This window comes from Geodermatophilus ruber (assembly GCF_900114385.1).
Classification (GTDB): domain Bacteria; phylum Actinomycetota; class Actinomycetes; order Mycobacteriales; family Geodermatophilaceae; genus Geodermatophilus; species Geodermatophilus ruber.
Genome location: NZ_FOSW01000003.1, coordinates 178,473 through 205,005, shown reverse-complemented (window position 1 = coordinate 205,005; position 26,533 = coordinate 178,473). Strand labels below are relative to the sequence as shown.

The following is a 26,533-nucleotide window of genomic DNA, read 5'->3' as shown; positions in this document are numbered from 1 at the left end:
ACCTTACGGGAGGATCTTCGGCAGAACAGCTGTTGGACGCTAAGTTCTCCGTCGATGAGGGGTCCGATGGCAACAGACGTCGCGCCGGCGCAGCGGGCGCTGGGGGTGCACCGCGTCCTCGAGCCGCCCGGGGTGCTGCCCCAGGCCGCCCGGCGGCTGGACCCCGACCCGGCGATCGGTCCGGACGAGGTGCGCCTGGCGGTACAGCGGCTGAACCTCGACGCCGCCTCCTTCCGGCAGCTGCGGGAGTCCTGCGGCGGGAACGGCGCCGCGGTGCGCGCGGCCGTGCTCGGGATCGTCGCCGCGCGCGGCAAGATGCAGAACCCGGTCACCGGCTCGGGCGGCATGCTCATCGGCACCGTCGACGCCGTCGGGCCGGAGTCGCCGCTCGGCCTGCGGGTCGGGCAGCGCGTGGCCACGCTGGTCTCCCTCACCCTGACCCCGCTGGCGCTCACCGACGGGCTGGCGGGCTGGGACGGGCGTACCGAGCAGGTGCCGGCCGAGGGGACGGCGATCCTCTTCGCCCGGTCGATCGCCGCCGTCCTCCCCGACGACCTGCCCGACCCGGTGTCCCTGGCCGTGCTCGACGTGTGCGGTGCGCCGGCCGCCACCGCCCGGGTGGTGCGCCGGACGGCCGCGCGCTCGGTCGCCGTGCTCGGCGCAGCCGGCAAGTCCGGCTGCCTGAGCCTGGCCGCCGCCCGCGCCGCCGGCGCCACCGACCTCACCGGCCTGGTCCGGGACGAGCCCGAGGCCGCCGCGCTGACCGCGGCGGGCCTGGCCGACCGGGTGGTGGTCGCCGACGCCACCGACCCGCTGGCCGTCGCCGCGGCCGTGGGCGCCCCCGCCGAGGTGACCGTGGTCTGCGTCGATGCGCCCGGCGCCGAACACGGGGCGGTCCTGGCGACGGCCGCCGGCGGCACCGTGGTCTTCTTCTCCATGGCCACCTCCTTCCCGGCGGCGGCCCTGGGCGCGGAGGGGATGGCGGCGGACGTGACGATGCTGATCGGGAACGGCTACACGCCGGGGCACGCGGCCCTGGCCCTGGACCTGTACCGGTCGACCCCGGGCGTGCGGGCGCTGATCGACCCGCGGGTGGCCGCATGACGCTCCTCGTCACCGGCGTGACCATCGGCGATGCACCCGGCCGGGCGGTGCAGGTGCGCGACGGGCGGATCGCCTGGGTCGGCGCGGCCGCCGACGCCCCGCCGAGCGACCGGGTCGTGGCGGGCGAGGGGGCGCTGCTGACGCCGGCCTTCGTCGACGCGCACGTGCACGCCACGGCGACCGGGCTGGCCCTCACCGGTCTCGACCTCCACCCGAGCCCGAGCCTGCGCGCCGCCGTGGAGTCGATCGGCGGCCACGTCCGGTCGGCCCCGCCGGGCATCGTGCTCGGCACCGGCTGGGACGAGACCGGCTGGCCGGAGGGCCGCGGGCTGACCCGGCACGACCTGGACGCCGTCGTCGGCGACCGGCCGGCCTACCTGGCCCGGGTCGACGTGCACTCGGCCACGGTGTCCACCGCGCTGCTGGACCGGGTGCCGGGCATCGCCGACCTCCCCGGCTTCGCCCCCGAGGGGTGGCTGCGCCTCGACGCCCACCACGCCGTCCGCCGGGCCGCCTACGCTGCCGTGGGCGCCGGCCGGCGGCGCGCCGCGCAGCGGGCCACGCGGGCCGCGGCCGCCGCCCTGGGCATCGGCAGCCTGCACGAGATGGCCGGGCCGGAGGTCTCCGGCGCCGAGGACCTGGCGGGCCTGCTGGAGCTGGCCGCCGCGGAGCCCGGCCCGCAGGTGGTCGGCTACTGGGGGGAGCTGGCCGAGCGCGGCGGGCTGGAGGTGGTCCGCGACCTCGGCCTGGCCGGCGCCGGCGGCGACCTGTTCTGCGACGGCGCGCTCGGCTCGCACACCGCCGCGCTCAGCCGCCCCTACGCCGACCGGCCGGGGACCTCCGGGGCGCTGCGGTTCGACACCGCATCGCTGGTCCACCACGTGCGCGCCTGCACCGTCGCGGGCATCCAGGCCGGCTTCCACTGCATCGGCGACGCCGCGGTGCGCCAGGTGCTCGACGCGGTCGGCGTCGTCGTGGCCGAGCTCGGCGGCGCCGCCGTCCGGGCCTGCCGGCACCGGCTGGAGCACCTGGAGATGGTCGAGGACGAGGCGATCTCCCGGATGCGGGCATGGGGGATGGTCGCCAGCGTGCAGCCGGCCTTCGACGCGGCCTGGGGCGGCGACTCGGGCATGTACGCCGAGCGGCTGGGCGTCGAGCGGGCGCGGGCGACCAACCCGTTCGCCGACCTCTCCGACGCCGGGGTCGCGCTGGCCCTCGGCAGCGACGCCCCGGTCACCCCGCTGGACCCGTGGGGCGGGGTGCACGCCGCCGTCGACCACCGCACCCCGGCGTCGGGGCTGCGGCCGTTCGACGCCTTCGACGCCGCCACCCACGGCGGCTGGCACGCCGCCCGCGCCGAGCACCCCGTCGGGCCGCTGGCCGTCGGCGCCCCGGCGTCCCTCGCCCTGTGGGAGACGCCCGCGACGCTGTCGGCCGTCCTGGCGGAGCGCGCCCGCCCCGCCTGCCGGCTGCTGCTCGTTGCCGGCGAACCGATCGCAACGATGCCGTGACGGCCACCGTGGCCGCGGAGGAGGAGGGCTCGTGACCGCGCTGCAGCTCGATCCGGTGCTGGTGACCCGTGCGCGGGAGCTCGCCGCGCGGGCGGCCCGGCCGGTCGTCGACCTGGCCCGGACGCACACCACCGTCTCGGTCGAGCGCGCGGTGCTGCGGCTGGCCGGGCTGACCGGCACCGACCCGGTGACCGGGGACGGCGCGGCCACCGACCGGGTGCCGTGGGTGAACCGCGTGGTCGACGCCGTCCGCGACCAGGTCGGGCTGGAGGCCGGCGTCGCCCTGCCGGTCTGGCACGCGCTCGCCTCCGGGGCCGCGCCCTCGTTACAGGCACTGGCCGAACGGGTCGGGGCCGGGACGGCGCGGTTCACCGTGCCCACCGGCGCGGACGCCGAGCGCGCCCGGGCCGCCGCCCGCGCCGCGGTGGCCGCCGGCCTGGCCCGCATCGACGCGAACCGGGCCCGCCGCGAGGAGCTGGTGGCCACCCACGGCGACCCGCCGCGCCGACCGTGGATCTACCTGATCGTGGCCACCGGTGACATCCACGAGGACATCCCGCAGGCCCGGGCCGCCGCCCGCGCCGGGGCCGACGTCATCGCGGTCATCCGCTCCACCGGGCAGTCGCTGCTGGACTACGTGCCCGAGGGCGCCACCCGCACCGGGTACGCCGGCACCTACGCCACCCAGGAGAACTTCCGGCTGATGCGGGCGGCGCTGGACGAGGTGAGCGCGGAGCTCGGCCGCTACGTGCGGCTGACCAACTACGCCTCCGGGCTGTGCATGCCCGAGATCGCCGTCCTCGCCGGGCTGGAGCGGCTGGACATGATGCTCAACGACGCGATGTACGGGATCCTCTTCCGCGACATCAACCCACGGCGGACCTTCGTCGACCAGCGGTTCAGCCGGATGGTGCACGCCCGCGCCGGGATCATCATCAACACCGGCGAGGACAACTACCTCACCACCGCCGACGCCGTCGACGAGGCGCACACCGTCACCGTCAGCCAGCTGCTCAACGAGACCCTGGCGAAGGAGGCCGGGCTCCCGGACTGGCAGCTCGGGCTCGGGCACGCCTTCGAGATCGACCCGGACCGGAAGGAGTCCTTCCGGCTGGAGCTCGCCCACGCCATGCTGGCGCGCTCGCTGTTCCCGGACGCGCCGCTGAAGTGGATGCCGCCGACCAAGCACATGACCGGCGACGTCTTCCGCGGTTACCTGCTCGACGGCTTCTTCAACCTCGCCGGGGCGCTCACCGGGCAGGGCATCCTGCTGGTCGGGATGATGACCGAGGCCGTCGTCACCCCGTGGCTGTCCGACCGCGACCTGGCGCTGCGCAACGTCCGCTACGTGCTCGACGCCGCCGGCGGCCTCACCGAGGACTTCGCGCCGCCGCCGGGCGGGTTCATCGACCGCCGGGCCGACACCGTCCTCCGCGAGGCGGTGGGCCTGCTGGAGAAGATCGCCGACCACCCCGAGGGGCTCATCCAGGCGATCGCTGACGGCACGTTCGGCATCACCCGGCGGCCGGCCGACGGCGGCAAGGGCCTGGACGGCGTCGTCGCGCTCGCCCCCGACGCGTACAACCCGGCGCTGGAACTGCTCGAGCAGGAGACCGCCCGTGCCTGAGAACCGCCAGAATGGCCATGTCGGCGCGACCGTGATCCGGCCGTACGGCGACACCACCGGCGACGGCATGGTGCAGCTGTCCTTCACCCTGCCGGTCGCCCCCGGCCCGCGGGCGGACGGCGCCGCGCTGCAGCTGGCCAACAAGATGGGCATCGACCCGGCGATGGTCGTGCACAGCCATGCCATCGGCGAGGGCTTCACCTTCTTCGTCGTCTACGGCAGCGTGCGGCACCCGGTCGACCTCGACGCCGTGCGGGTGGAGGAGCGCGCCTACCCGCTGCTGTCCCCGGCGGAGGTGAACGCGGCGATCAAGGGCCGGCTGCGGCGCACGCTGGTCGTCCTGGGGGCGTGCATCGGCACCGACGCGCACACCGTCGGCATCGACGCGATCCTCAACCTCAAGGGCTTCGCGGGGGAGAAGGGCCTGGAGTACTACCGGGAGATGAGCGTGGCCAATCTCGGGGCCCAGGTCGGCGTCCCCGAGCTGGTCGCCCGGGCCCGGGCCGGGCGCGCCGATGCCGTCCTGGTCTCCCAGGTGGTCACCCAGCGCGACGCCCACCTGCGCAACACCCGTGAACTGGCCGCCGCCTTCCGCGAGGCGATGGGGGAGTCCCGCCCGCTGCTGGTGGTCGGCGGCCCCCGGTTCGACCCCGGCATGGCCGCCGAGCTCGGCGTCGACAAGGTCTTCGGCCGGGGGACGACGCCCGGCGAGGTGGCCAGCTACCTGGTGCACGCCCTGATCCCCTCGGAGGAGACCCCGTGACCGACGCGCGCCTGGGGCTGACCGTCACCCACCGCCGGTACGTGCCGCACGCGCACGCCCACTACGGCGGCGCGCTGGTCGATGGCGCCTACACCCTGGGCCTGTTCGGCGACGTCGCCACCGAGGTCGCCATCCGGATGGACGGCGACGAGGGGCTGCTGGCCGGCTACTCGGAGGTCCGCTTCCTGGGGCCGGTGCGGGCCGGGGACGTGCTGGAGGCCAGCGCCGAGGTGGTGCGGGTCGGGCGGCGCAGCCGCGAGTTGCGCTGCTGGGCGCAGGTGGTGGCGCGCGCCGAGCCGGCGCGGGGCCCGTCGGCCGCCCGGATGCTGGAGCCGCCGCTGCTCGTCGTCGAGGCCGCTGCCACGCTGGTCGTCCCCGGGCCAGCAGGCGCGCCGTAACGAACAGGTCACAGTTCGCCACGGCCCCCTCGGGGGTGCCGGTCGGTGCCGGCGCGCTTCCTACAGTGCCTGCAGTTCCACTCCGGGGGCGCCGGTGGGACCGGCCCGGACCCGCGCCACCAGACAACGGCCCGCCGCTCGCCGCCAGCGACCGGCCGGCCGGCCCGAAGGCGCGGCTCGCGGGCGCAGGCTCCCGCCGGCGGCTCCGGGAGCCGCCGCGGCCACGCTTCCCGCCGCCGCCGTGCGGCGGCCGGGAGCCCGGCCGGGATGGGATGCTGGGGAGCGGGCCGCGGCGAGGACGCCGCCGGTCCGCCCCCCCGTCCGACCGGCTCGGGGCAGGCAGCGCCCGGGACGCCCCGAGCGCCGGGCACGGGAGGCGATGGGTGCCGCCAGCAGCAGCCACCGGCACCGTCGCACGACCGGCCGGGCGGCCCGGGTCGACCCCCGCGGCGGGGTCCCGGCGACGGTGGCCGTGGCGCCCGCTGCTGGCCGCGGTCGGCGGCCTGCTGCTCCTCCTCGCCTTTCCCGGCTACGGCCTGGCCGCCCTGGCACCGCTCGGCCCGGCCGCGCTGGCGCTGGCCGTCCGCGGGCAGCGGGCCCGCTCCGGGGCCTGGCTCGGCCTCGTCCTCGGGCTGGCCTTCTTCGTGCCGCTGCTGTCGTGGACCGGGGTCTACGTCGGGCCCGTCCCCTGGCTGGCCCTGGCCGTCGCCCAGGCGCTGTTCGTCGCCCTGCTGGGGGCGGCCGCGGCGGCCACCTCCCGGCTGCCCGGCTGGCCGCTGTGGGCCGCGGCCCTCTGGGTGGCCGCCGAGGCGCTGCGCGGCCGGCTGCCCTTCGGCGGCTTCCCCTGGGGCCGGCTGGGCCTGAGCCAGACCGACGGCCCGCTGCTGTCGCTGGCCGCCTACGGCGGGGTGCCCCTGGTCAGCTTCGCCGTCGCCCTGACCGGCACGCTGCTGGCCGCCGCGCTGGGCGCGCTGCACCGCGCCCGGCGGGCGACGCGGCCCCGCGGCCCGGTGCTGCGCACCGCCGCCCTCGCCGGGGCCGCGGTCCTGGCCGTCCCCCTGGCCGGCGGGCTGGCCTGGCTGCCGCTGCCCGGCCCGTCGCTCACCGCCGGGGGGCCGACGGCCACCGTCGCCGTCGTGCAGGGCAACGTGCCGCGGGCCGGGCTGGACTTCAACGCCCAGCGCCGCGCCGTGCTGGACAACCACGTCAGCCGGACGCTGGAGCTGGCCGCGGCGGTCGAGGCCGGCGAGCAGCCGCAGCCCGACGTCGTCCTCTGGCCGGAGAACAGCTCCGACATCGACCCCTACACGAACGCCGACGCCGCCCGGCAGATCGAGCGCGCGGCCGAGGCCGTCGGCGTGCCGATCCTGGTCGGCGCCGTCGTCGAGGGGCCCGGCCGGTTCATCAGCAACACCGCGATCGTGTGGGACCCCGAGGACGGGCCGGGCCGGACCTACGTCAAGCGGCACCCCGTGCCGTTCGGGGAGTACATCCCGCACCGGGACCTCTTCCGGCTCTTCAGCGACAAGGTGGACCTGGTGCGCCGCGACTTCGCCGCCGGGGACGCGGTCGGCGTGCTCGACATCGGCGGCGTCCGGATCGGCGACCTCATCTGCTTCGAGGTGGTCTACGACGGGCTGGTGCACGACGTCGTGCGGGGCGGCGCGGGCATGGTCGTCGTCCAGACCAACAACGCCACCTTCGGCTTCACCGACGAGAGCGAGCAGCAGCTGGCGGCCAGCCGGCTGCGCGCGGTCGAGTTCGGCCGCACCGTCGTCGTCGCGGCCACCAGCGGCATCTCCGCGATCGTCGCGCCCGACGGCTCCCTGGCGCGCCGCTCGGAGCTGTTCACCCCTGCCCTCTTCGTCGAGGACGTGGCCCAGCGGGACTCCACCACGCTCGCCGAGCGGCTGGGCGCGGCCCCGGAGGGGGCGCTGGCCGCGGTGGGGGTGGGTGCGCTGCTCGTCGTCGCCGTCCCGGGCGCCGCGCGCCGCCGCCGGGCCCGCCGGGGCCGGGCATGACCGCCGCGCGGGTGCTGGTCGTCGTCCCCACCTACGACGAGGCGGAGAACGTCGGGCCGATCCTGGACCGGCTGCACCGCAGCGTGCCCGGGGCGCACGCCCTGGTGGTGGACGACGGCTCGCCCGACGGCACCGGCGAGCTGGCCGAGGCGCTGGCCGCGCGGGACGAGCGGGTGCACGTGCTGCGCCGGACGGTCAAGGCCGGCCTCGGCCCGGCCTACGTCGCCGGCTTCCGCTGGGGCCGCGCGCGCGGCTACGACGTCCTCGTCGAGATGGACGCCGACGGCTCCCACCACCCCGAGCAGCTGCCCGCCCTGCTGGCCGCGCTGACGGAGGCCGACCTGGCCCTGGGATCGCGGTACGTGCCCGGCGGCCGGGTGGAGGACTGGCCGGCGCACCGGCTGCTGCTCTCCCGCGCGGGCAACCTGTGGACCCGGTGGGCGCTGCGGCTGCCGCTGGCCGACGCCACCGGCGGTTTCCGGGCGGTCCGCGGCGAGCTGGTCGACCGGCTGCCCTTCGACGACGTCGCCAGCCACGGGTACTGCTTCCAGGTCGACTGGGCCTGGCGCGCCGTCCGCACCGGGGCCCGGGTGGTCGAGGTGCCGATCACCTTCACCGAGCGGATCGCCGGCCGGAGCAAGATGACCCTCTCGATCGTTGGAGAAGCGTTGGTACGGGTCACCTGGTGGGGCCTGCAGGACCGGCTGGCCGAGCGGCTGCCGGGCCGGGTCCGCCGCCCCGTATCGGGACGGGTCCGCGAGGGCCGGCGATCGAACGCGGTCCGGTAGGCGGGCCGGGGCCGCCGGGCCGGACGGGCGGAGGAGAACCGTGGGACGCCGAGTACGCATCGCAGCCGGGCTGCTGGCCCTGGCCGAGGTCGTGGTCTTCGTGCTCGTCGCGCAGTGGATCGGGGTGGGCTGGACCCTCCTGGCCACCCTGGCCACCGGCGCGCTGGGCTGCGTGCTGCTGGCCCGGCAGGGCCTGCGGGCGCTCACCGAACTGCGCGAGCGGGCCCGCACGGGCCGGGCCCCCGGACGCGCCCTGGGCGACGCCGGGCTCATCGCCGTCGGCGGGCTGCTGATGGTGCTGCCGGGCTTCCTCGGGGACGCGGTCGGGTTGCTGTGCCTGCTGCCGCCCACCCGGTTCCTGGTGCGGGCGGCGCTGGGCGGCCTGCTGGCGGCCCGCCTGCCGGTGCAGCTGCGCGGCCCGGTACACGTGCGCAGCAGCCGCGTCGAGGGCGGGCCCGGGGCACCGGAGGCCGGACCGGGGGAGCGGCCGCGGGTGATCGAGGGCGAGGTCGTCGAGCCGACGGTCCTGATCACCGAGGAGCGGCCCCGGCCCTGAGCCCCGCAGCGGCTGGCCGGGCCCGGACAGCATTCGGCCCCGGTGGGGAATCCCCACCGGGGCCGAACACTGTGCGTGCGGGGCGCTCAGCTGGCGCGGGTCCGCCGACCGCGCAGGACCTCCAGGCGCTCGGCCAGGACCTCCTCCAGGTCCTCCACCGAGCGGCGCTCCAGGAGCATGTCCCAGTGCGTGCGCGGGGGCTTGACCTTCTTGGGAGCCGGCTCGGCGCCTCCGACCAGCTTGGCCGCGGAACCGTCGAACTTGCACTCCCACGTGTCGGGGAGCTCGGCGTCGTCAGCGAAGGGCACGGTGAACAGGTGACCCGAAGGGCACCGGTACTCCGCATACTGCCGCTCGATCGGCGCGGTGTTCCGCTCGGTCTCGTAGCTCACGCTGCCCAGTCGGCTGCCCCGCAGGGAACGCTCGCCCATGGCACACCGTCCTCTCGTGCTGGTGGTGTCGGTCGGAACTCGACGTCACAGGCGGGGGCTACCCACCGGACGAGGGAGTCGAAAGGACCAACGACAGAATTCGCGGAGAGATTCCGCAGACTCGGTTCAGGATCATCGCATGGGGTGGTATACGTCGCCCCACCGACCCCCTTCGGGGGGGATCAGGGCAGCGCGAGCTGCCCCGGGCCGGCCGCCACCGGGCCCAGCTGCCCGAGCACGTGGTGCCGCCGGCACAGCACCTGGTAGTGGACGTCGCCCGGGGTGGGCTCGCCGGGGGCCGGCGTCGGCGCGGTGTCGGCGACGACGACCGTCGCGCCCTCGCGCACCAGCGCGCCGTCCACCACGCGGGCGTTGAGCAGCCCGGGCAGCCCGCACCAGCACAGCACCTCCACCTGCACCCGCTGCACGTCGTCGGCGACCTCCAGCAGCCGCTGGGTGCCCGGGAACAGCCGGGTGCGGAAGTCGGTGGTCAACCCGAAGGCGTAGACGTCGACGTGCGACTCGTCGACCAGCTCGGCCAGCTGGTCGACCTGCCCGGCGGTGAGGAACTGGGCCTCGTCGACGATCAGGTAGTCCACCCGGTGCCCCGCGGCCCAGTGGCTGCGCACCAGCAGCCGCAGGTCGGTGCCGGGGCCGAACTCGAACGCCTCCCGGCACAGCCCCACCCGCGAGCTGATCCGGGGCTGCGCGGAGCGGTCCCCCTGGGTGAGCAGCAGGCCGCGACGGCCCTGCCGGCTCTGGTTGTGGTCCACCTGCAGGGCCAGGGTCGACTTCCCGCAGTCCATCGGCCCGTGGAAGAAGCGCAGGTGCGCGGGGGCCGGGTGGCTGCGGCGGTTGCCGGCCATCGGCACCGTGGCCGGCGACTCCCGGTCACGGTCGGCGGAGGGGGGCGTCACAGGCGCTCCGGCGGGGTGTTGCCGGCCGCGAGGACGGCGCGGCGGACGGGCAGCGCGGCCAGCGCGACGAACCCGGCCACGAAGAAGATCACCAGGCTGATGATCGCCAGCCGGTAGGAGCCGGTCAGCTGGAAGGTCAGCCCGAAGGCCAGCGGCCCGAGCCAGCTGGTGCCGCGGTCGCTGATCTCGTAGAAGCCGAAGTACTCGGCCTCCCGGCCGGCCGGGATCAGCTGGCTGAACAGCGACCGCGACAGCGCCTGCGTGCCGCCCTGCACCAGCCCGATCACCGCGGCGAGGGCGTAGAACTGGCCCACCGCCCCGGCCTGGAGGAAGAAGGCGGCGACCAGCACGCCGATCCAGGCCACCAGGCTGCCCAGGACGACCCGCTTGGCGCCGTACCGCGCCGCCAGCCGGCCCAGGCCCAGCGCCCCGGCGATCGCCACCACCTGCACCATCAGGATGGCCCCGGTGAGCACCGACTGCTGCAGGCCCAGCTCCTCGACGGCGTAGGTGGCCGACAGCGCGATCACGGTCTGGACGCCGTCGTTGAACAGCAGGTACGCGCCGAGGAACCACAGCGTCAGCGGGAAGGCCCGCATCTCCTTCAGCGTCGCGGCCAGCTGGCGGAAGCCGCTGCGCGGACGGGCCGCGGCCGCCGGCACCGGCCGGTCGCGCAGCCGGGAGATCGTGAACACGGTGAACGCGCCCCACCACAGGCCCGCGGTGGCCAGGCAGATCCGCACCGCCTCGCCGGTGGTCAGGCCCAGCGACTCCGCCCCCAGCACCAGCCCCAGGTGCACCGCCAGCAGCAGCGCCCCGCCGACGTAGCCGAACGCCCACCCGCGGCTGGACACCGCGTCGCGCTCGTCGGGCCCGGCCAGGTCGGGCAGCCAGGAGTAGTAGACGACCGTCGCCGCGCCGAAGCTGATGTTGGCCACGACGAACAGCGCTGCGCCCAGCAGGTAGCGCCCGTCGGCGACGAAGAACAGCCCGGTGGTGGCGACCGCGCCCAGCGCGGCGAACCCGCCGAGCAGCTGCCGCTTGCGACCGGTCCGGTCGGCGACCGCGCCGGTCAGCGGGAGGACGACGACCTGCAGGATCACCGACACCGACAGCACGTAGGAGAACCAGCTGCCCGGCGGGATGCCCAGGCCCAGGAACGGCAACCGGCCGTCGGGCCCGGCGGCCTCCTCGGCGACCGAGGTCAGGTAGGGCCCGAGGAAGACGGTGGTCACCGAGGTGTTGAAGACCGACATCGCCCAGTCGTAGGAGTACCAGCCGAAGCGCTCGCGGCGCAGCGCGCGGTCGGCGGGCGGGGCGGTCGGCCCGGCGGCGGGGGCGGTCGTCACGGGCGCAGGGTGTCAGCCGCGGCGGTGCGGGTCCAGCGCGGCACGGCGTCGGTCGTCGGCCCGGTCACGGGATGTTCTCGGGGACCACGCCGCCGGGGAAGGCGGCGGCGCCGGTGGTCGGGCGGGTCGGGTCGAGGAAGCGCGGGCACTCGGCCGGTTCCCCGGCGCGCAGGGGCGCCAGCCCGCGGGTGATGGCCGCGGCGATGCGGACGCGGGCCCGGTTGGCGTCGCCGACCCGGCCGGGTTGCAGGTCCTCGAAGAAGACCGGCGGCCCGATGTGCACCTTGAGCGCCGGCTGCCGCCAGAACGCGCGCACCAGGGTGCGCAGCTTGCCCCAGTCGTTGGCGTACTGCAGGACCTCGTGCGCGCCCCACTGGCTGACCGGGATCACCGGCACGTCGGCGGCCAGCGCCATGCGGGCCAGCCCCGTCCGGCCGCGCTCGGGCCAGCCGTCGGGGGCCAGGCCCACCCGGCCCTCGGGGTAGGCGACCACGTGCCCGTCGTGGGCCAGCGCCACCTGGGTCACCCGCAGCGCGTGCGCGGCGACGTCCGTGCCGCGGTCGACCCGGATGCCCCCGGCGCGCTCGAGCAACGGCCCGGCGACCGGTGCCCGCATGATCCCGCCGGTGGCCATGAACCGGGGCGTGACGCCCACCTTGGACAGTGCGGCGGCCACCACGAAGGTGTCGTAGTCGCCGATGTGGTTGACCGCCAGCAGCAGCGGGCCGTCCAGCCACTTCTCCGGGATCGACCCGGTCACCTGCATCCGGCCGAAGATGCCCGGCAGCCAGGCGAGCCAGCGCAGCAGGAACCGCCAGAACCACCACGGCGGGCTGGCGGCGATGGCCAGCTCCCGGGCGAACCACTCCGGGTCGTCGGGGCCGACCAGGTGCGCGACGTCGGCGGGCAGGGGAGGGGTGCGCGGCCGCCAGGCACGGATCCGCTCGCGCCAGGCGCTCACTGCCCGGTCCACTGGCCGCGCCGCTCGAGCACCTCGCGCAGCATGGCCGGGCGGTCGGTCATGATCCCGTCGACCCCGAGGTCCAGCATCGTCGTCGTGTCCTCCGGGGTGTCCACCGTCCACACGTGCACCTGCAGGCCCCGGGCGTGCGCCGCCGCGATGAACCGCTCGTCGACCAGCGCCCGGCCGCCGAGCTGCAGCGGCACCTGCGCGCAGCCTGCCTGGATGCGCACGAGCCCGGCCGCCTTGGGGGAGTACGACGACAGCCGCAGGGCCGCCACGCCGCGCGGGCCCAGCGAGGTGCACACCGAGGGCCCGAACAGCCGGCGGGCGGCGGCGATGCGGGCGTCGGAGAAGGAGGCCACGCAGATCCGGTCGGCGATCGACAGCCGCCGCACCGTCCGCACCAGCGGCGCCAGCACGCCGGCGGCCTTGATGTCGAGGTTGAACCGGACGTCCGGCCAGGCGCCCAGCAGCTCCTCCAGGCGCAGGATCGGCTCGCGGCCGCCGATCCGGGCGGTGGCCACCTCCGACCAGGGCAGCTGGTCGATCCGGCCGGTCCGGTCGGTGACCCGGTCCAGGATCGCGTCGTGGAAGACGATCGGCACGCCGTCGGCGGTCACCCGGACGTCGGTCTCCAGGTAGCGGTAACCGAGCTTCACGCTGGCCTCGAAGGCCGGCATGGTGTTCTCCAGGTGCTCGATGGCCCCGCCGCGGTGCGCCATCGCCAACGGGGTGGGCCCGTCGAGGAAGGCGTAGCGGACCGGAAGCACGGGCGCCACGCTAATCCCGCTCCCGTCGAGCCCGATCAGGGCCCCGCGCTCGTCGGCCGGCCCGATCCGGCCGACCGGGTCGGGCCCGCCGCCACCCCGTCGTCACCGACTGCGAACCGGCCGTGTCGGGCGTGTCCCGGGATGCTGTCGGTGCCGACGTCTACCGTGCGCAGCGTGGCAGAGCAACACGCGCCGGAGGCCATCCACGAGGAGGCATCCACCGACACAGGGCTCCCGGTTCCCCGCCGGGGGAGCGGGGAGCGTCGCTGCGGCTGGTGCCGCCGGGTGCTCCCGCAGCAGGGGTCGGTGGGCCGGCCCCGCCAGTACTGCGGGCAGGCCTGCCGGCAGCGGGCCTACGAGCAGCGCGCCGCGACGGCGAAGGCCGGGTTGTCCGGCGACGTCGTCCTGGTCACCCGCACCGAGCTCGACGGCCTGCAGGACCGGCTGTACCAGCTGCGCTGCGCGCTGGAGGACGTGCAGACCCTGCTGTCCGAGCGACCGACGAAGGCCGAGCTGGAACGGTCACTGGCCGACCTGGTGCGCTCGACCGGCCGGCTCGACCGGCTGTGGGTCTCGGAGCGGCGGGCCGGCTGACGGTCCGTCAGTCCGGGTCCTCGCTGCCGCCGTCGTCCTGCCCCTCCTAGGGGTCGCTGTTGTCGGGCAGGTTCTCCCGGTCGGTGCGCCCGGCGAGCGACGACACCCACGCGATCTTTCGTCACTGTGACGCAATAGAGGATGGATGGGCGGGGGTCGGAGAAGTGGGGAGCCGGCGAGACGGGGTGCTCGCGCCCCGGCGACCACGGTGCGATCGGGTCATCACGGGCCGGCAGTGATGGTCGTCGGGCGGCCGACCGGCGGGCCCGCGGCGCACGACACGGATGGACGGCCGGCGACGGCGGCGTCCGGGGCGGTCGCGGCACCGGTTCACGTCAGCGCCGGCTCGCGGAGTCGCCCAGGGGCCGGCGACCCGAGGCGACCGCCCGTGGTCCGGAGATCCCGGGCCGACCTGGCCGGCCCGCAGCCCGGGAATCGCCCCCGCCGGGCGCCCGATCCGGTGCGCCGATAATGCACATTATGTCAACCAACGAGGCGGACCCCGCTCCCTCGGGCGCTACGCCAGCGTGAGGACGTCGTAGTCGGCGAAGCGCCGATCCGCGGTGACCAGCACGAGGCGACGTCGCACCGCCTGGGCGATGAGCATGCGGTCGAACGGGTCCTCGTGGTGGCGCGGGAGCGCGCCGGCCGCCAGGCCGTCCTCCACGGTCACCGGGAGCTCGTCGAAGCCCTGACGCCCGAGCTCGTCGACCAGGCCGTCCGGGACCGACAGCTTGCCCAGGGCCGCCTTGATCGCCATCTCCCAGGCCGAGACCGCCGACACCGCGACGGATGCCCCCCGGTCACTGATCGCCGCCCGCATCGCCGGCGTCAGCCGCTGGTCGTCGGTCAGCCACCAGAGCAGGACGTGCGTATCCAGCAGCAGCGTCACGAGCCCGCGTCGCCGCGGAAGGCCGCCAGCACGCTCTCCGGCGTCTCGTCGAAGTCGTCGGCGATCACCACCCGCCCCCGCCAGGCCCCCGGCGTGCGCGCCTGGGCCGGGATTCCCGCCGGAACCAACCGGGCCACGGGCCGGCCGGCGCGGGCGATGACCACGTCCTCCCCCCGCTCGACCGCCTCGAGCAGGCGCGACAGATGCGTCTTCGCCTCGTGGACGTTCACCGTCTGCGCCATGCACCCAGGGTATGACTAAGTCGGACTAAGTCAATATTCGTCACACGGAAAAGGGGGGCACCGGGCCGATGAGTCCGGCAGGCTGCCACCGTCTGCACTCCGACACCCGCCGACCCGCGAGGAGCGCCCGTGCCCAGCACCGTCCGCCCGATCATCGTCACCTCCGACATCGACCGGCTGCACGCCTTCTACGTGGGCCTCGTGGGCGCCTCCGTGACCATGCGCTACCCCGAGGAGGGGCCGGCGTTCTACATCGGGCTGGCCGTCGGCGACTCCGAGCTCGGCCTCTCGGCCAGCGACGAGGTCCGGCCCGGCGCACCGGGGCGGATGCTGCTGAGCATCGACGTCCCCGACGTCGACGCCGCGCTGGCGACGGTGGAGACACTGGGCGGTGCGGCCGACGGGCCGGCCAACGACATGCCCTGGGGCCAGCGGGTCGCGCACATCAAGGACCCCGACGGCAACGTGGTCAACCTGACCCAGTCGCTCTGAGCTGCCCCGCCCGTCCGCCGGTGGACGCACCGACGACGGCGACGACCCGGGCCGGATGGTCTCAGTCGGTGACCCGCTCCACTCCCCCTCCCCCAGCTCGGCGGGCGGCTGCTGTGGGAGCGGCCCGCTGCTGCGCCGCTCCCACAGCAGCGCCACCTCGTCGGGCAGTTCGGTTCGATCTGTTCCCTGGATCGCTCGGGGTAGCTGCTGTCGGGTTGTGGTGGGTGGCTGCAAATTCTCAGCTTGTTGGGGATAACGGTTTGCCAGCACGGCTGCGGCTGGCTGGCGCGCCGCCCGGTGAACCTACGGCCGGCTCCCAGGTCGGTGCGGTTGACTCGCGGGCGTGGACGCGGTCGAGCAGTTCTGGCACCGGGTCAGCAGCCCGGTGCCGGAGCTGCCGGCGGCGGTGCTCCTGACCGCCCTCGCGGTGGCGGCGCTGGTGGTCCTCTCCCCCGTGCTGTGGCGCCCGGCCCGCGGCGTCGTGACCCTCGCCCACGAGGGCGCACACGGCCTGGTCGCCCTGCTGACCGGGCGGCGTCTCGCCGGGATCCGGCTGCACTCCGACACCTCGGGGCTGACCGTCTCGGCCGGGCGGCCGACCGGGCTCGGGATGGTGCTCACCTGCGCGGCCGGCTACCTGGGGCCGGGCCTGTTCGGGCTCGCCGCGGCGGCGCTGCTGGCCGCCGGGTACGCCGCCGGGCTGCTGTGGGCGCTGCTGGGGCTGCTCGCGCTGCTGCTGGTGCAGATCCGCAACTGGTTCGGGTTGTGGTCGGTGCTGGCCACCGGGGCGGTGGTGTTCGCGGTGACCTGGTGGCTCCCCCCGGCCGGGCAGGCCGCCTTCGCCGCGGTCGGCACCTGGTTCCTGCTGCTGGCCGCGCCCAAGACGGTCCTCGAGCTGCAGCGGTCCCGGCGCCACCGGGCCGCGCCGGACTCCGACGCCGACCAGCTGGCCCGCCTCACGCACCTGCCGGGGGCGCTCTGGGTCGGCGTCCTGTTCCTGGTTGACCTCGGCGCGCTGCTGCTCGGCGGTTGGTGGCTGCTCGGCTGATCCGGGCGGTCAGCTGCCGCCGCGACGGTGCCGGGGGGTCTTGCCCGCCGGTTGCTGGACCGGTTCGACGTGCCGTGCCGGCGGGATGTCCACGCTGACCGCGTCCAGGTCGACGGTGATCCTCCGGCCGTGGTGGTGGACGTCGAGCGGCTCGCCCGCGGTGAGCCGGTAGGTGGCCTGGGTGCGGCCGACCGTCACCTCCAGGTAGCGGCCCTGGTAGGTCAGCCGGAACCGCAGCCGGTCGATCCCGGCGGGCAGCCGCGGGGCGAACAGCAGGTGGCCGTCGTGGTCACGCATGCCCCCGAAGCCGGCCACCGCCACCGTCCACCCGCCGGCCAGCGAGGCGATGTGCAGCCCGTGCCCGGAGTTGCCGTGCAGGTTGTGCAGGTCGGTGAGGGTGGCCTCGCCCCAGTAGTCGTAGGCGAGGTCCAGGTGACCGGTCTCGGCGGCCACCACCGCCTGCTGGGTCGCCGACAGCGAGGAGTCCCGGACCGTGCGGGCCTCGTAGTAGGCGAAGTCGGCGCTCTTCTCCTCCGGGGTGAACGCGTCCCCGCGCAGGTGCAGCGCCATGACCAGGTCGGCCTGCTTGACCACCTGCGTGCGGTAGATCTCGAAGTACGGGTAGTGCAGCAGCAGCGGGTAGCAGTCCGGCGGGGTGTGCGCGAAGGCCCACTCCTGGTGGTGGGTGAACGCCTCGGACTGCATGTGCACGCCCAGCCGGGCGTCCCACGGCACCCGCATCAGCCGGGCCGCCCGCTCCCACACGGCGACCTCGGCCGGGCTCACGTCCAGCCGCTCGGCGACGTCGGGCTGCCGCGTGACCGCCGCGGCCGCCTCACGCAGGTTCCGCTGCGCCATGAGGTTGGTGTAGATGTTGTTGTCCACCACGGCGGTGTACTCGTCGGGGCCGGTCACCCCGTCGATGCGAAAGCCGTCCTCCTCGTCGAAGTGCCCGAGCGAGGCCCACAGCCGGGCGGTCTCGATGAGCAGCTCGGCCCCGTAGTCGCGGTCGAACTCCTCGTCCTGGGAGGCGTGGAAGTACCGGACGACGGCGTCGGCGATGTCGGCGTTGATGTGGAAGGCCGCGGTGCCGGCCGGCCAGTACCCCGAGGTCTCCTCGCCGCGGATGGTCCGCCACGGGAAGGTCGCCCCCCGCAGGCCCAGCTCGCGGGCCCGCGCGCGGGCGAGGTCCAGCGTCGAGTGCCGCCACCGCAGCGCGTCGCGGGCGGCGTCGGGCGCGATGTAGGTGAGCACCGGCAGCACGTAGGTCTCGGTGTCCCAGAAGGTGTGCCCGTCATACCCGGGGCCGGTGAGCCCCTTCGCCGGGATCGGCTGGCGCTCGGCCCGCAGTCCCGCCTGCAGGACGTGGAAGACGCCGACCCGGATGGCCTGCTGCAGCTCGTCGTCCCCGTCGATCTCGACGTCGGCGTGCGCCCAGTACTCGTCCAGCTCCTCCCGCTGTTCCGCCGCCAGCCGCTCGAATCCGGCCAGCTTCGCGGTGGCCAGCGCACCCTCCACCTGGTCGCGCAGCGCCGCCGCCGAGCGCCGGGAGGACCAGCCGTAGGCCAGGTACTTGACCAGGCGGACCGAGGAGCCCTGCGGCAGCAGGGCGGCGAGGGTGAAGCGGGCGAGGTCCTCCCCTGCCTCGATGTCCTCGGTGGAGCTGTCGGGGACGTCGACGATGTGCTCCATGCCGGCGGCCATCCGCAGGTGGCTGCGGCGGGTCCGGTGCACGAGCACCGCCCGGCGGCCACGGGCCACGGCCAGCTCGGAGACCAGCGGGCGGGCGAGCGCGGCGGTGGCACGCGGGTCCTCGGCCTCGGTGCCGCTGTCGACCGGCTCGTTGGCCAGCAGGTCCGACTGCAGGGCGACGTAGAGGTCGCCGCGGCCGTCCGTGCACTCCACGGTGTACTCGATGGCCGCGATGGAGCGGCGGCGCAGCGACACCAGCCGGGTGCTGGTGACCGTCACGACCCGGCCGTTGGGCGAGCGCCACTCGGTGACGCGGCGCAGCACCCCGCGGCGCAGGTCGAGGGTGCGACGGTGCTCGACGATCTCGCCGTAGTCCAGGTCCAGGGGGGTGTCACCCACCAGGAGGCGGATCAGCTTCCCGTCGGTCACGTTGACCACCGTCTGGCCCTGCTCCGGGAAGCCGTAGCCGGCCTCGGCGTAGGGCAGGGGCCGCTCCTCGAAGAAGCCGTTGAGGTAGGTCCCGGGAACGACGACCGGCTCGCCCTCCTCGAGCGAGCCGCGCATGCCGATGTGCCCGTTGGCCAGGGCGAAGACCGACTCGTGGACGCCGAGGGAGGCGTGGTCCAGGCCGATCTCGGTCAGCGACCACGGCTCGATCGGGAAGTGCGGGCGGCCCCCCGTCATGCCCGGCCCTCCCCCCACAGCTGCTCGGGGGCGGCGACGACGTCGGCACCGCAGTGCTGGGAGCGGAGCGACCCGAGGTCGACCTCCAGGACGGAGGCAGGCGGACCCAGCACGTCCCCGACGCTACCGGCGGGGAGCAGTCGCCGTCGGTTGGGAAAACCCGCAGTTCACGGGTGCAGCCGCCGCGCGCGGCGGCGACGCGCTGCCTAGGGTCGGCGCCCGGAGGGCTGCACCACGGCAGCCCCGGCCCGAGGAGGAAGGACCGCCATGCCCGATCGCCCGGCACCGCCCAGCCCCTACGACTACCTGCCCGAGGTCCCCGGCTTCGAGGTCACCAGCAGTGACTGGAGCGACGGCCGGCCGATGCCGATGCCGCACGTCAGCGGGGTCATGGGAGCCGGCGGGGAGGACCGCTCGCCCCAGCTGTCGTGGTCGGGGTTCCCCGCCGAGACCAGGAGCTTCGCCGTCACGGTGTTCGACCCCGACGCCCCCACGCACAGCGGCTTCTGGCACTGGGCGGTGATGAACATCCCCGCCTCGGTCACCGAGCTGCCCCCCGGGGCCGGTTCCCCGGAGGGCGACCGGCTCCCCGCCGGCGCCGTCCAGATGCGCAACGACGCCGGCTTCGCCGGGTACGTGGGCGCCGCTCCGCCGGCCGGGCACGGCCCGCACCGGTACTTCGTGGCCGTCCACGCGCTGGACACCGACGACCTCGGGCTGCCCGCCGATGCCCCCACCGCGCAGCTGGGCTTCAACCTGTTCGGCCACACCCTGGCCCGCGGCACGCTCATGGTGACCCACGAGCAGAGCTGAGCGCAGGCGACCCCGCACGGATAGCGACCGACACCGGGCAGGGTGCTTGAAACGGAAAGTTCCTGCCGGGATCGGCGCAACGATGTGGTCATGTCGACCGCCGCGCCGCGCCGGTCCCGGCGGCGCCGCACGGTGCTCCCCGCGGCCCGGTTGGCCGGGCTCAGGCCGGCCGGGCTCAGGCCGGCCGGGCTCAGGCCGGCCGGGCTCAGGCCGGCCGGGCTCAGGCGGGCCGGGCTCAGGCGGGCCGTGGCCCTGTTCGTGCTGCTGCTCGTGGAGCTGCCACCGGCCGGCCGGGCGGCCGCCGTCGGGCCACCGGCCGCCGACGTGGTCGCCGCGGTCACCGCCGCCTACGGGGACGTCGGCACGCTCGCCGTGGTCGTCACCCGCCGGGAGGCGCCGGTCACCGGGGTGTCGCCCCGCGCGCTGGAGGCCCGCAGCGCCCGGACCGCCGCGGTCACGGCCGACAACGGGCTGGCCGACCGGCCGTTCCCGACCGCCTCCCTGGTCAAGCTGTTCGTCGCCGAGAACCTCCTGCACCGGGCCCGCACCGGCGCGATCACGCTGACGTCCCGCGACTTCGCCCGCATGCAGGACATGATCCGGCGCTCGGACGACCCGGCGACCTCCGCGTTCTGGTCGCGCTTCGGCGGCGAGCAGATGGTCCGCGACGTCGCCGCCCGCTACGGGCTGACCGGCACCGCACCTCCGCGGGTCCAGGGCGAGTGGGGCGAGACGACGACGACCGCCCGCGACCTGGCCCGTTTCCTGTCGCTGCTGCCCGTGCAGGCCGACCCCGCCGACGCGGCGGCGCTGACCGTGTGGATGCGCACCGCCACCCCAGTGGCCGCCGACGGCTTCGACCAGCGCTTCGGCATCCTCGGCAGCGTGCCCGAGCTGCCCGCGGTCAAGCAGGGCTGGATGTGCTGCGTCGGCGGCCGGCGACACCTGCACTCGGTGGGCGTGCTCGGGCACCGGGTGGTCGTCCTGCTCAGCGAGGTGCCTCGGTCGGTGGGCTACGACACGGCCCGGTCGGCGCTCGCCGCCGCGGCGGCGGCCATCCCACCGCCGATGCACCCGTGAGCGCTCAGGACGCCGACTCCTCCGGGCGGCCGGCGATCCCCACCGTGGCCAGCCGGGCGAACCCGACCCGCTCGTAGATCCGCGCCACGTCGTCGTCCCCCGCGACCAGGAACACCACGTCCGCGGTCTCCCGGGCGTGCGCGGCCAGGGCGGATGCCAGGCCGGCCCCCAGCCCCCGCCCGCGCAGGCGCGGGAGGGTGCCCACACCGACGATCTCGCTGACCTCGGTGCCCCCGAGGTCGATCGGGTGGTGCGAGCCGACGGCCACCGGCTCGCCGTCCTCCACCGCGATCATCATCACCGTGCGACCGGTGGCGATCCGCTCCCGCAGCGCCGCCGTGCGGGACAGCTCCGGCACCGCACCGGCGGGGGTGTCGACGTCGGTCCGGGGCCCGGGATGGGCGAAGGCGATCGAGGCCAGCCGCTGGTAGCGGGGCAGCTGCGGGTCGTCGGCGCCGACCAGGTACAGGCGCACCCCCGGCGGCATCAGCAGCTCCACGGGGTCGACCGAGACCAGCAGCGGGGATTCCTCGAGCGCCAGCCCGGCCGCCCGGACCGCGGCGGGAGCGCTGGGCGCGCACTCGCAGATCCACTCCAGGCCCACCGGCAGGCCGGCCTGCTCCTGCAGGGCGACGGCCGCCCGCACGTCATCGGCGGTGACGGTCTCCCCTGTCCGGGGGCGGGCCGGGTAGGGCCACGCCGGGTCGCCCACCGGCACGTCGAGGGGGCCGGCGGCCACCACCCGCCCGTCGGGCCGCGGCGCGTGGGCGAAGTACCGCTCGATGCAGTCGAGCAGCCCGGAGGGGGTGGGCATACCGGCACCCTAGACCGGCCGCGGATCGCCGGCGGCGGCACGGCCGGTCCGGGACCGTCGGGCCACCCGGGCGGGTGAGGCCGACGGCGCGAACGGCACGATGGGAGCCGTGACGGCAGCCACCCGCCCCCACGTCTCGCCCTATGCGGCGTTCGACCGCGCCTCGTGGCGAGCGCTCGCCGCGGGCACCACACTCCCCCTGGACGAGACCGACCTGGGCGGGCTGGCGTCGCTGGGCGACCGCATCGACCTCGGCGAGGTCACCACGGTCTACCTGCCGCTGGCCGGCCTGCTGCGGCTGCACGTCGAGGCCAGCCGCCGGCTGTGGGCGGCGCGCAGCGAGTTCCTCGGCGACGACACGGCCAAGGTGCCCTACGTGATCGCCGTCGCCGGCAGCGTCGCCGTCGGCAAGAGCACCACCGCCCGGCTGCTGCAGACCCTCCTGGCCGCCGGCCCGGGCTCGCCGCGGGTCGACCTGGTGACCACCGACGGGTTCCTGCTGCCCAACGCCGCCCTCGAGGCGCGCGGACTGCTCGGGCGCAAGGGCTTCCCGGAGAGCTACGACCGCCGCGCGCTGGTGCGCTTCCTGGCCGACGTGAAGTCCGGCCGCGGAGAGGTGAGCGCCCCCCTCTACGACCACCAGTCCTACGACGTCGTCCCCGGAGCCCGCCAGGTCGTCGACCGGCCGGACATCCTCGTGCTCGAGGGGCTGAACGTGCTGCAGGCCGGCCGGCGCGCGGACGGGCGGGCGCCGGAGGTGTTCCTGTCGGACTTCTTCGACTTCTCCGTCTACGTCGACGCCGCGGAGTCCGACATCCGGGAGTGGTACGTCGAGCGCTTCCTCGCCCTGCGGCGCACGGCCTTCGCCGACACCTCCGCGTACTTCCACCGGTTCGCCAGCCTCACCGACGAGGAGGCCCGGCAGACCGCGCTGGACATCTGGTCGGCGGTCAACGGGCCGAACCTGCGCAGCAACATCGCCCCGACCCGCTCCCGCGCCGGGCTGGTGCTGCAGAAGGCCGCCGACCACGCGGTTCGCCGGGTGCTGCTGCGCAAGATCTGACCGCGCATGGTCCCCCGTCGGCGACCATGGCGGGCAGGCTCCCCGGTCACTGTTCGTTCCCCGGGTCATGGCGAGGCCGCCGATTTGTTAGGGATAACGGCAAATCTCGGGGCGCACTGGTGCGGCGCGCCGGGAGATCGTGCGGAGCCTCGGGTCAGGCCTGGGCGCCGGCCGGCTGCTCGTCCGGCACGACGTCGGCCACGGTGCCCAGGTCGTCCGCCGCACCCGCTGCGGGCGCGGCGTCGGCGTAGGCCGACAGCGGCGGGCAGGAGCAGACCAGGTTGCGGTCGCCGTACGCCTGGTCGATGCGGCGCACCGGGCTCAGGTACCCCCGGTCCCGCAGCCCCGGCACCGGATAGACCGCCGTCGACCGCGGGTACGGCCGCCCCCACTCCCCCGCCAGCATCTGCAGCGTGTGCGGGGCGTTGCGCAGCGGGTTGTCCCCCCGGTCGTACTCGCCGGTGGTCACCTTCTCGATCTCGGCGCGGATGGCGACCATCGCGTCCACGAACCGGTCCAGCTCGTCCTTGTCCTCGCTCTCGGTCGGCTCGACCATCAGCGTGCCGGCGACCGGGAAGCTCATCGTCGGGGCGTGGAACCCGAAGTCGATCAGCCGCTTGGCGATGTCGTCGTTGGTGACCCCGCTCGCCCGGGTCAGCGGCCGGATGTCGAGGATGCACTCGTGGGCGACCAGCCCGTGGCCGCCGGTGTAGAGGACCGGGTAGTGCTCGCGCAGCCGGGCGGCGAGGTAGTTGGCGCCGAGGATCGCGTGCTCGGTTGCCCGCCGCAGCCCCTCGGGGCCCATCAGCCGCAGGTAGGCCCACGAGATCGGCAGGATCCCGGCCGATCCCCACGGCGCGCCGGAGACGGCCGGGCCCGAGGAGCCGGTGTCGACCAGCGGGTGCCCCGGCAGGAACGGGACCAGGTGCTCCCGGACGCCGATCGGACCCACCCCCGGCCCCCCGCCGCCGTGCGGGATGCAGAAGGTCTTGTGCAGGTTGAGGTGGCTGACGTCGGAACCGAACCGGCCCGGCCGGGCCACCCCGACCAGGGCGTTGAGGTTGGCCCCGTCGACGTACACCTGACCGCCGGCGTCGTGCACCGCCGCGCAGATCTCCTGCACCTCGGCCTCGAACACCCCGTGGGTGGACGGGTAGGTGAGCATGATCGCGGCCAGCCGGTCGGCGTGCTGGTCGATCTTGGCGCGCAGGTCGGCGAGGTCCACGTTGCCGGCGTCGTCGCAGGCCACGACGCCCACCCGCATGCCGGCCATGACCGCGCTGGCGGCGTTGGTGCCGTGCGCCGAGGACGGGATGAGGCAGACATCGCGCTGCTCCTCGCCGCGCGAGCGGTGGTAGCCGCGGATGGCCAGCAGCCCGGCGAACTCACCCTGGGAGCCGGCGTTGGGCTGCACGCTCACCGCGGCGTAGCCGGTGATCTCGGCCAGGTCGGCGCACAGCTCGTCGATCAGCTGCCGGTAGCCCCGGGCCTGCTCGGCGGGGGCGAAGGGATGCAAGCCGGCGAACTCCGGCCAGGTGATGGCCGCCATCTCCACCGCGGAGTTCAGCTTCATCGTGCAGGACCCGAGCGGGATCATCGTCCGGTCCAGCGCGAGGTCCTTGTCCGCCAGCGAGCGCAGGTAGCGCATCAGGGCGGTCTCGGAGCGGTGGTCGGCGAAGACCGGGTGGGTGAGGAACGGCGTGCGGCGGCGCAGCTCCGGCGGAAGCGCGTCGACGCCGTCCTCGGCGAGCACCGCGTCGTCGGCGGGCACGCCGAAGGCGGCCGCGACCGCGCGCAGCGTGTCGGGGGTGGTGGTCTCGTCGCAGGCGACGCCGACGGTGTCGGCGTCGACCCGGCGCAGGTTGATCCGCCGGCGCGCCGCGGCGGCCACCACCTGGTCGGCCCGGCCGGGCACCGACGCCAGCACGGTGTCGAAGAACCGCTCGTGGACGACCTCCACCCCGCCGGCCCGCAGCCAGGTCGCCAGGGCCTGCGCGCTGCGGTGCACCCGCGCGGCGATCGCGGTGAGCCCCTCGGGGCCGTGGTAGACCGCGTAGGCACCGGCCATGATCGCGAGCAGGACCTGCGCGGTGCAGATGTTGCTGGTCGCCTTCTCCCGGCGGATGTGCTGCTCGCGGGTCTGCAGCGCCAGCCGGTAGGCGACATCGCCGTCGGCGTCCACCGAGACGCCGACCAGCCGGCCGGGCAGCTGCCGGGCCAGGCCCTCGCGCACCGACAGGTAGCCCGCGTGCGGGCCACCGAAGCCCATGGGTACGCCGAAGCGCTGGGTGGTGCCGCAGGCGACATCGGCGCCCCACTCCCCCGGCGCCTCGAGCAGCGTCAGCGCCAGCAGGTCGGCGGCGACGACGACCGACGCCCCGGCCTCGTGCGCCGCCTCGGCCAGCGCGCGGTGGTCACGGACGGCGCCGCTCGCGCCGGGGTGGGACAGCAGGACACCGAACGCGCCGGCCTCGGGCAGGTCGGTGGGCCAGCCCGCGGAGAGGTCGGCGACGTGCAGCGTGATGCCGAGCGGATCGGCGCGCGTCTCCAGCACCGCCAGCGTCTGCGGGAGCGTGTCGGCGTCGACGACGAAGACGGCGTCCGGCGTCACGCGGCCGGCCCGGCGGACGAGCGTCATGGCCTCGGCCGCGGCGGTGGCCTCGTCCAGCATCGAGGCGCCGGCCACGGGCAGGCCGGTGAGGTCGGCGACCACGGTCTGGAAGTTGAGCAGCGCCTCCAGCCGCCCCTGGCTGATCTCGGGCTGGTAGGGCGTGTAGGCCGTGTACCAGGCGGGGTTCTCGAGGATGTTCCGCTGGATCACCTGCGGGGTGACCGTGCCGGAGTACCCCAGACCGATCATCGAGGTGTAGACGTCGTTGGCCGCGGCGCGTTCCCGCAGCGCGGCCAGCACAGCGGTCTCGTCGGCGGCGGGGGGCAGGTTCAGCGGCGTCCGGTCGTGCACGCCCTCGGGTACGGCGGCGTCGACCAGTGACTGCAGCGTCGGGTGCCCGACGGCGGCGAGCATCTGCTCGGTCTCGGCCGCGCGCGGCCCGATGTGCCGGTCGGCGAAGGACCCGGAGGGGTCGAGGGCGGTCAGGGCGGGCAGCCGAGGGGGGCGAGGAGCCGGGTTCGCCATTGCCGCGACGGTACCAGCGGGTTCGCCGTCGTCGTCCTACCGGACGGCGCGCCGGGTGCCCGTCCCGCCCCGCGCCGGAGCGCGGGGCGGCGGTCCTACGCCGTCGCGGCGCGGCGGCGGCGGCGGAGCGAGAGCTCGTCGTCCGCCGGGACGACGGGGGCGCCGTCCAGCCGCTCCGCGGGCAGCTCGGCGAGCTCGCCGGACAGCTCCCGCAGCGCACCGGAGACGGCGATGCCGAAGACGCCCTGGCCACCGGCCAGCAGGTCGACGACCTCCTCGGCGGAGGTGCACTCGTACACGGTGGCGCCGTCGGAGAAGAGGGTGATGTTGGCGAGGTCCTTGATCCCGCGGTTGCGCAGGTGGTCCACGGCCTTGCGGATGTTCTGCAGGGAGACCCCGGTGTCCAGCAGCCGCTTGACGACCTTGAGCACCAGGATGTCGCGGAAGGAGTACAGCCGCTGGGTCCCCGAGCCGGTCGCGCTGCGCACGGAGGGGGCGACCAGACCGGTACGGGCCCAGTAGTCCAGCTGGCGGTAGGTGATGCCGGCAGCGGCACACGCCGTCGGGCCGCGGTACCCGACCAGGTCGGTGTCGACCTCGTCGTAGGACGGCGCCCCGACAGCGGCGTCGCTGAAGAGCTGACCCTGGGAGCCGTTGCTCTGGTCGCTCACGTCAGCGTCCTCCTCTGCGTCCCGCAGCGGTCGCCGCGTCGACTCCCGGATCGGGCACCTGGTCCCAGGTGTCACACCGGTGTTGTTCGCCGACCGTAAGCCGGGCCCTGGGG

Annotated in this window: 25 protein-coding genes; 14 read left to right on the top strand and 11 right to left on the bottom strand. The window is 75.4% G+C overall.

The genetic code is table 11. The features are described from left to right. Window positions 1-66: 66 nt before the first annotated feature. The 8 genes from kdd (at window position 67) to BMZ50_RS06055 (ending at window position 8,768) form a co-directional block, all read left to right on the top strand. Window positions 67-1,104, top strand: coding sequence for an L-erythro-3,5-diaminohexanoate dehydrogenase (gene kdd / locus BMZ50_RS06090; protein WP_091322346.1), 1,038 nt, complete (start codon window positions 67-69; stop codon window positions 1,102-1,104). Further along, a complete protein-coding gene (locus BMZ50_RS06085) occupies window positions 1,101-2,615 on the top strand; it encodes an amidohydrolase (RefSeq protein WP_091322345.1) in 1,515 nt (504 codons plus the stop codon). The genes kdd and BMZ50_RS06085 overlap by 4 nt, the downstream gene beginning before the upstream one ends. Window positions 2,616-2,646: 31 nt before the next feature. Continuing rightward, the gene (kamD, locus tag BMZ50_RS06080) at window positions 2,647-4,242 is read left to right on the top strand and encodes a lysine 5,6-aminomutase subunit alpha (RefSeq protein WP_091322344.1); all 1,596 of its coding nucleotides are present in this window, start codon (window positions 2,647-2,649) and stop codon (window positions 4,240-4,242) included. Then, window positions 4,235-5,005, top strand: coding sequence for a lysine 5,6-aminomutase subunit beta (gene kamE / locus BMZ50_RS06075; protein WP_245753414.1), 771 nt, complete (start codon window positions 4,235-4,237; stop codon window positions 5,003-5,005). The genes kamD and kamE overlap by 8 nt, the downstream gene beginning before the upstream one ends. Next, the gene (gene kal / locus BMZ50_RS06070) at window positions 5,002-5,403 is read left to right on the top strand and encodes a 3-aminobutyryl-CoA ammonia lyase (protein ID WP_091322343.1); all 402 of its coding nucleotides are present in this window, start codon (window positions 5,002-5,004) and stop codon (window positions 5,401-5,403) included. The genes kamE and kal overlap by 4 nt, the downstream gene beginning before the upstream one ends. Window positions 5,404-5,786: 383 nt before the next feature. Next, window positions 5,787-7,424 (top strand): apolipoprotein N-acyltransferase, encoded by a 1,638-nt coding sequence (lnt, locus tag BMZ50_RS06065; protein ID WP_245753412.1) that lies wholly within the window; start codon window positions 5,787-5,789, stop codon window positions 7,422-7,424. Then, window positions 7,421-8,212, top strand: coding sequence for a polyprenol monophosphomannose synthase (locus BMZ50_RS06060; RefSeq protein ID WP_091322341.1), 792 nt, complete (start codon window positions 7,421-7,423; stop codon window positions 8,210-8,212). The genes lnt and BMZ50_RS06060 overlap by 4 nt, the downstream gene beginning before the upstream one ends. A gap of 40 nt (window positions 8,213-8,252) precedes the next feature. Then, window positions 8,253-8,768 (top strand): FxsA family protein, encoded by a 516-nt coding sequence (locus tag BMZ50_RS06055; protein ID WP_091322340.1) that lies wholly within the window; start codon window positions 8,253-8,255, stop codon window positions 8,766-8,768. An 86-nt stretch (window positions 8,769-8,854) separates the two neighbouring features. Here the strand turns inward: BMZ50_RS06055 and BMZ50_RS06050 are convergent, their stop codons facing one another. From BMZ50_RS06050 to BMZ50_RS06030, 5 genes are all read right to left on the bottom strand, one after another. Beyond that, entirely contained in the window at window positions 8,855-9,199 is a 345-nt protein-coding gene (locus tag BMZ50_RS06050) for an RNA polymerase-binding protein RbpA (RefSeq protein WP_091322337.1), read from the bottom strand. Window positions 9,200-9,381: 182 nt separating this feature from the next. Beyond that, a complete protein-coding gene (locus BMZ50_RS06045; RefSeq protein ID WP_091322336.1) occupies window positions 9,382-10,116 on the bottom strand; it encodes a thymidine kinase in 735 nt (244 codons plus the stop codon). Then, the gene (locus BMZ50_RS06040; protein WP_091322335.1) at window positions 10,113-11,465 is read right to left on the bottom strand and encodes an MFS transporter; all 1,353 of its coding nucleotides are present in this window, start codon (window positions 11,463-11,465) and stop codon (window positions 10,113-10,115) included. The genes BMZ50_RS06045 and BMZ50_RS06040 overlap by 4 nt, the downstream gene beginning before the upstream one ends. A 64-nt stretch (window positions 11,466-11,529) precedes the next feature. Then, window positions 11,530-12,426 (bottom strand): lysophospholipid acyltransferase family protein, encoded by an 897-nt coding sequence (locus tag BMZ50_RS06035; RefSeq protein ID WP_091322334.1) that lies wholly within the window; start codon window positions 12,424-12,426, stop codon window positions 11,530-11,532. Next, window positions 12,423-13,199 carry a glycerophosphodiester phosphodiesterase family protein gene (locus BMZ50_RS06030; protein ID WP_218146120.1) on the bottom strand — a complete coding sequence of 259 codons (777 nt, stop codon included), beginning with the start codon at window positions 13,197-13,199 and terminating at the stop codon, window positions 12,423-12,425. Before BMZ50_RS06030 ends, BMZ50_RS06035 begins: the two co-directional genes overlap by 4 nt. A gap of 174 nt (window positions 13,200-13,373) precedes the next feature. Here BMZ50_RS06030 and BMZ50_RS06025 point away from each other — a divergent pair, with 174 nt between their 5' ends. Next, window positions 13,374-13,793 (top strand): hypothetical protein, encoded by a 420-nt coding sequence (locus BMZ50_RS06025; protein WP_245753410.1) that lies wholly within the window; start codon window positions 13,374-13,376, stop codon window positions 13,791-13,793. A gap of 517 nt (window positions 13,794-14,310) precedes the next feature. On the opposite strand, the gene BMZ50_RS06020 is transcribed toward BMZ50_RS06025, so the two are convergent. Both BMZ50_RS06020 and BMZ50_RS06015 read right to left on the bottom strand, forming a co-directional pair. Then, on the bottom strand, window positions 14,311-14,685 hold the full coding sequence (locus BMZ50_RS06020; RefSeq protein WP_091322331.1) for a type II toxin-antitoxin system VapC family toxin: 375 nt from the start codon (window positions 14,683-14,685) through the stop codon (window positions 14,311-14,313). Next, window positions 14,682-14,927 (bottom strand): type II toxin-antitoxin system Phd/YefM family antitoxin, encoded by a 246-nt coding sequence (locus BMZ50_RS06015; protein ID WP_091322329.1) that lies wholly within the window; start codon window positions 14,925-14,927, stop codon window positions 14,682-14,684. The genes BMZ50_RS06020 and BMZ50_RS06015 overlap by 4 nt, the downstream gene beginning before the upstream one ends. Before the next feature lie 129 nt (window positions 14,928-15,056). On the opposite strand from BMZ50_RS06015, the gene BMZ50_RS06010 reads away from it, so the two are divergent. Together BMZ50_RS06010 and BMZ50_RS06005 are read left to right on the top strand one after the other, a co-directional pair. After that, window positions 15,057-15,419: a VOC family protein gene (locus BMZ50_RS06010; RefSeq protein ID WP_091322320.1), complete on the top strand. Its 363-nt coding sequence runs from the start codon at window positions 15,057-15,059 to the stop codon at window positions 15,417-15,419. A 343-nt stretch (window positions 15,420-15,762) separates the two neighbouring features. After that, a complete protein-coding gene (locus tag BMZ50_RS06005; protein WP_091322318.1) occupies window positions 15,763-16,467 on the top strand; it encodes a M50 family metallopeptidase in 705 nt (234 codons plus the stop codon). Between the two features lie 9 nt (window positions 16,468-16,476). Here the strand turns inward: BMZ50_RS06005 and BMZ50_RS06000 are convergent, their stop codons facing one another. Continuing rightward, window positions 16,477-18,843, bottom strand: coding sequence for a glycoside hydrolase family 65 protein (locus BMZ50_RS06000; protein ID WP_091322311.1), 2,367 nt, complete (start codon window positions 18,841-18,843; stop codon window positions 16,477-16,479). A gap of 267 nt (window positions 18,844-19,110) precedes the next feature. Here BMZ50_RS06000 and BMZ50_RS05995 point away from each other — a divergent pair, with 267 nt between their 5' ends. Both BMZ50_RS05995 and BMZ50_RS05990 read left to right on the top strand, forming a co-directional pair. Beyond that, window positions 19,111-19,656 carry a YbhB/YbcL family Raf kinase inhibitor-like protein gene (locus tag BMZ50_RS05995; protein ID WP_091322286.1) on the top strand — a complete coding sequence of 182 codons (546 nt, stop codon included), beginning with the start codon at window positions 19,111-19,113 and terminating at the stop codon, window positions 19,654-19,656. Between the two features lie 246 nt (window positions 19,657-19,902). Continuing rightward, window positions 19,903-20,736, top strand: coding sequence for a serine hydrolase (locus BMZ50_RS05990; RefSeq protein WP_177212667.1), 834 nt, complete (start codon window positions 19,903-19,905; stop codon window positions 20,734-20,736). Window positions 20,737-20,740: 4 nt separating this feature from the next. On the opposite strand, the gene BMZ50_RS05985 is transcribed toward BMZ50_RS05990, so the two are convergent. Further along, window positions 20,741-21,550: a GNAT family N-acetyltransferase gene (locus tag BMZ50_RS05985; protein ID WP_091322282.1), complete on the bottom strand. Its 810-nt coding sequence runs from the start codon at window positions 21,548-21,550 to the stop codon at window positions 20,741-20,743. Window positions 21,551-21,650: 100 nt separating this feature from the next. Between BMZ50_RS05985 and coaA the strand changes: the two genes are divergently transcribed. Continuing rightward, window positions 21,651-22,613: a type I pantothenate kinase gene (gene coaA, locus BMZ50_RS05980; protein ID WP_091322280.1), complete on the top strand. Its 963-nt coding sequence runs from the start codon at window positions 21,651-21,653 to the stop codon at window positions 22,611-22,613. A gap of 154 nt (window positions 22,614-22,767) precedes the next feature. Here the strand turns inward: coaA and gcvP are convergent, their stop codons facing one another. Both gcvP and BMZ50_RS05970 read right to left on the bottom strand, forming a co-directional pair. Beyond that, entirely contained in the window at window positions 22,768-25,749 is a 2,982-nt protein-coding gene (gcvP, locus tag BMZ50_RS05975; protein ID WP_091322278.1) for an aminomethyl-transferring glycine dehydrogenase, read from the bottom strand. A 95-nt stretch (window positions 25,750-25,844) separates the two neighbouring features. Beyond that, a complete protein-coding gene (locus tag BMZ50_RS05970; protein WP_091322276.1) occupies window positions 25,845-26,420 on the bottom strand; it encodes a MerR family transcriptional regulator in 576 nt (191 codons plus the stop codon). Window positions 26,421-26,533: the final 113 nt, after the last annotated feature.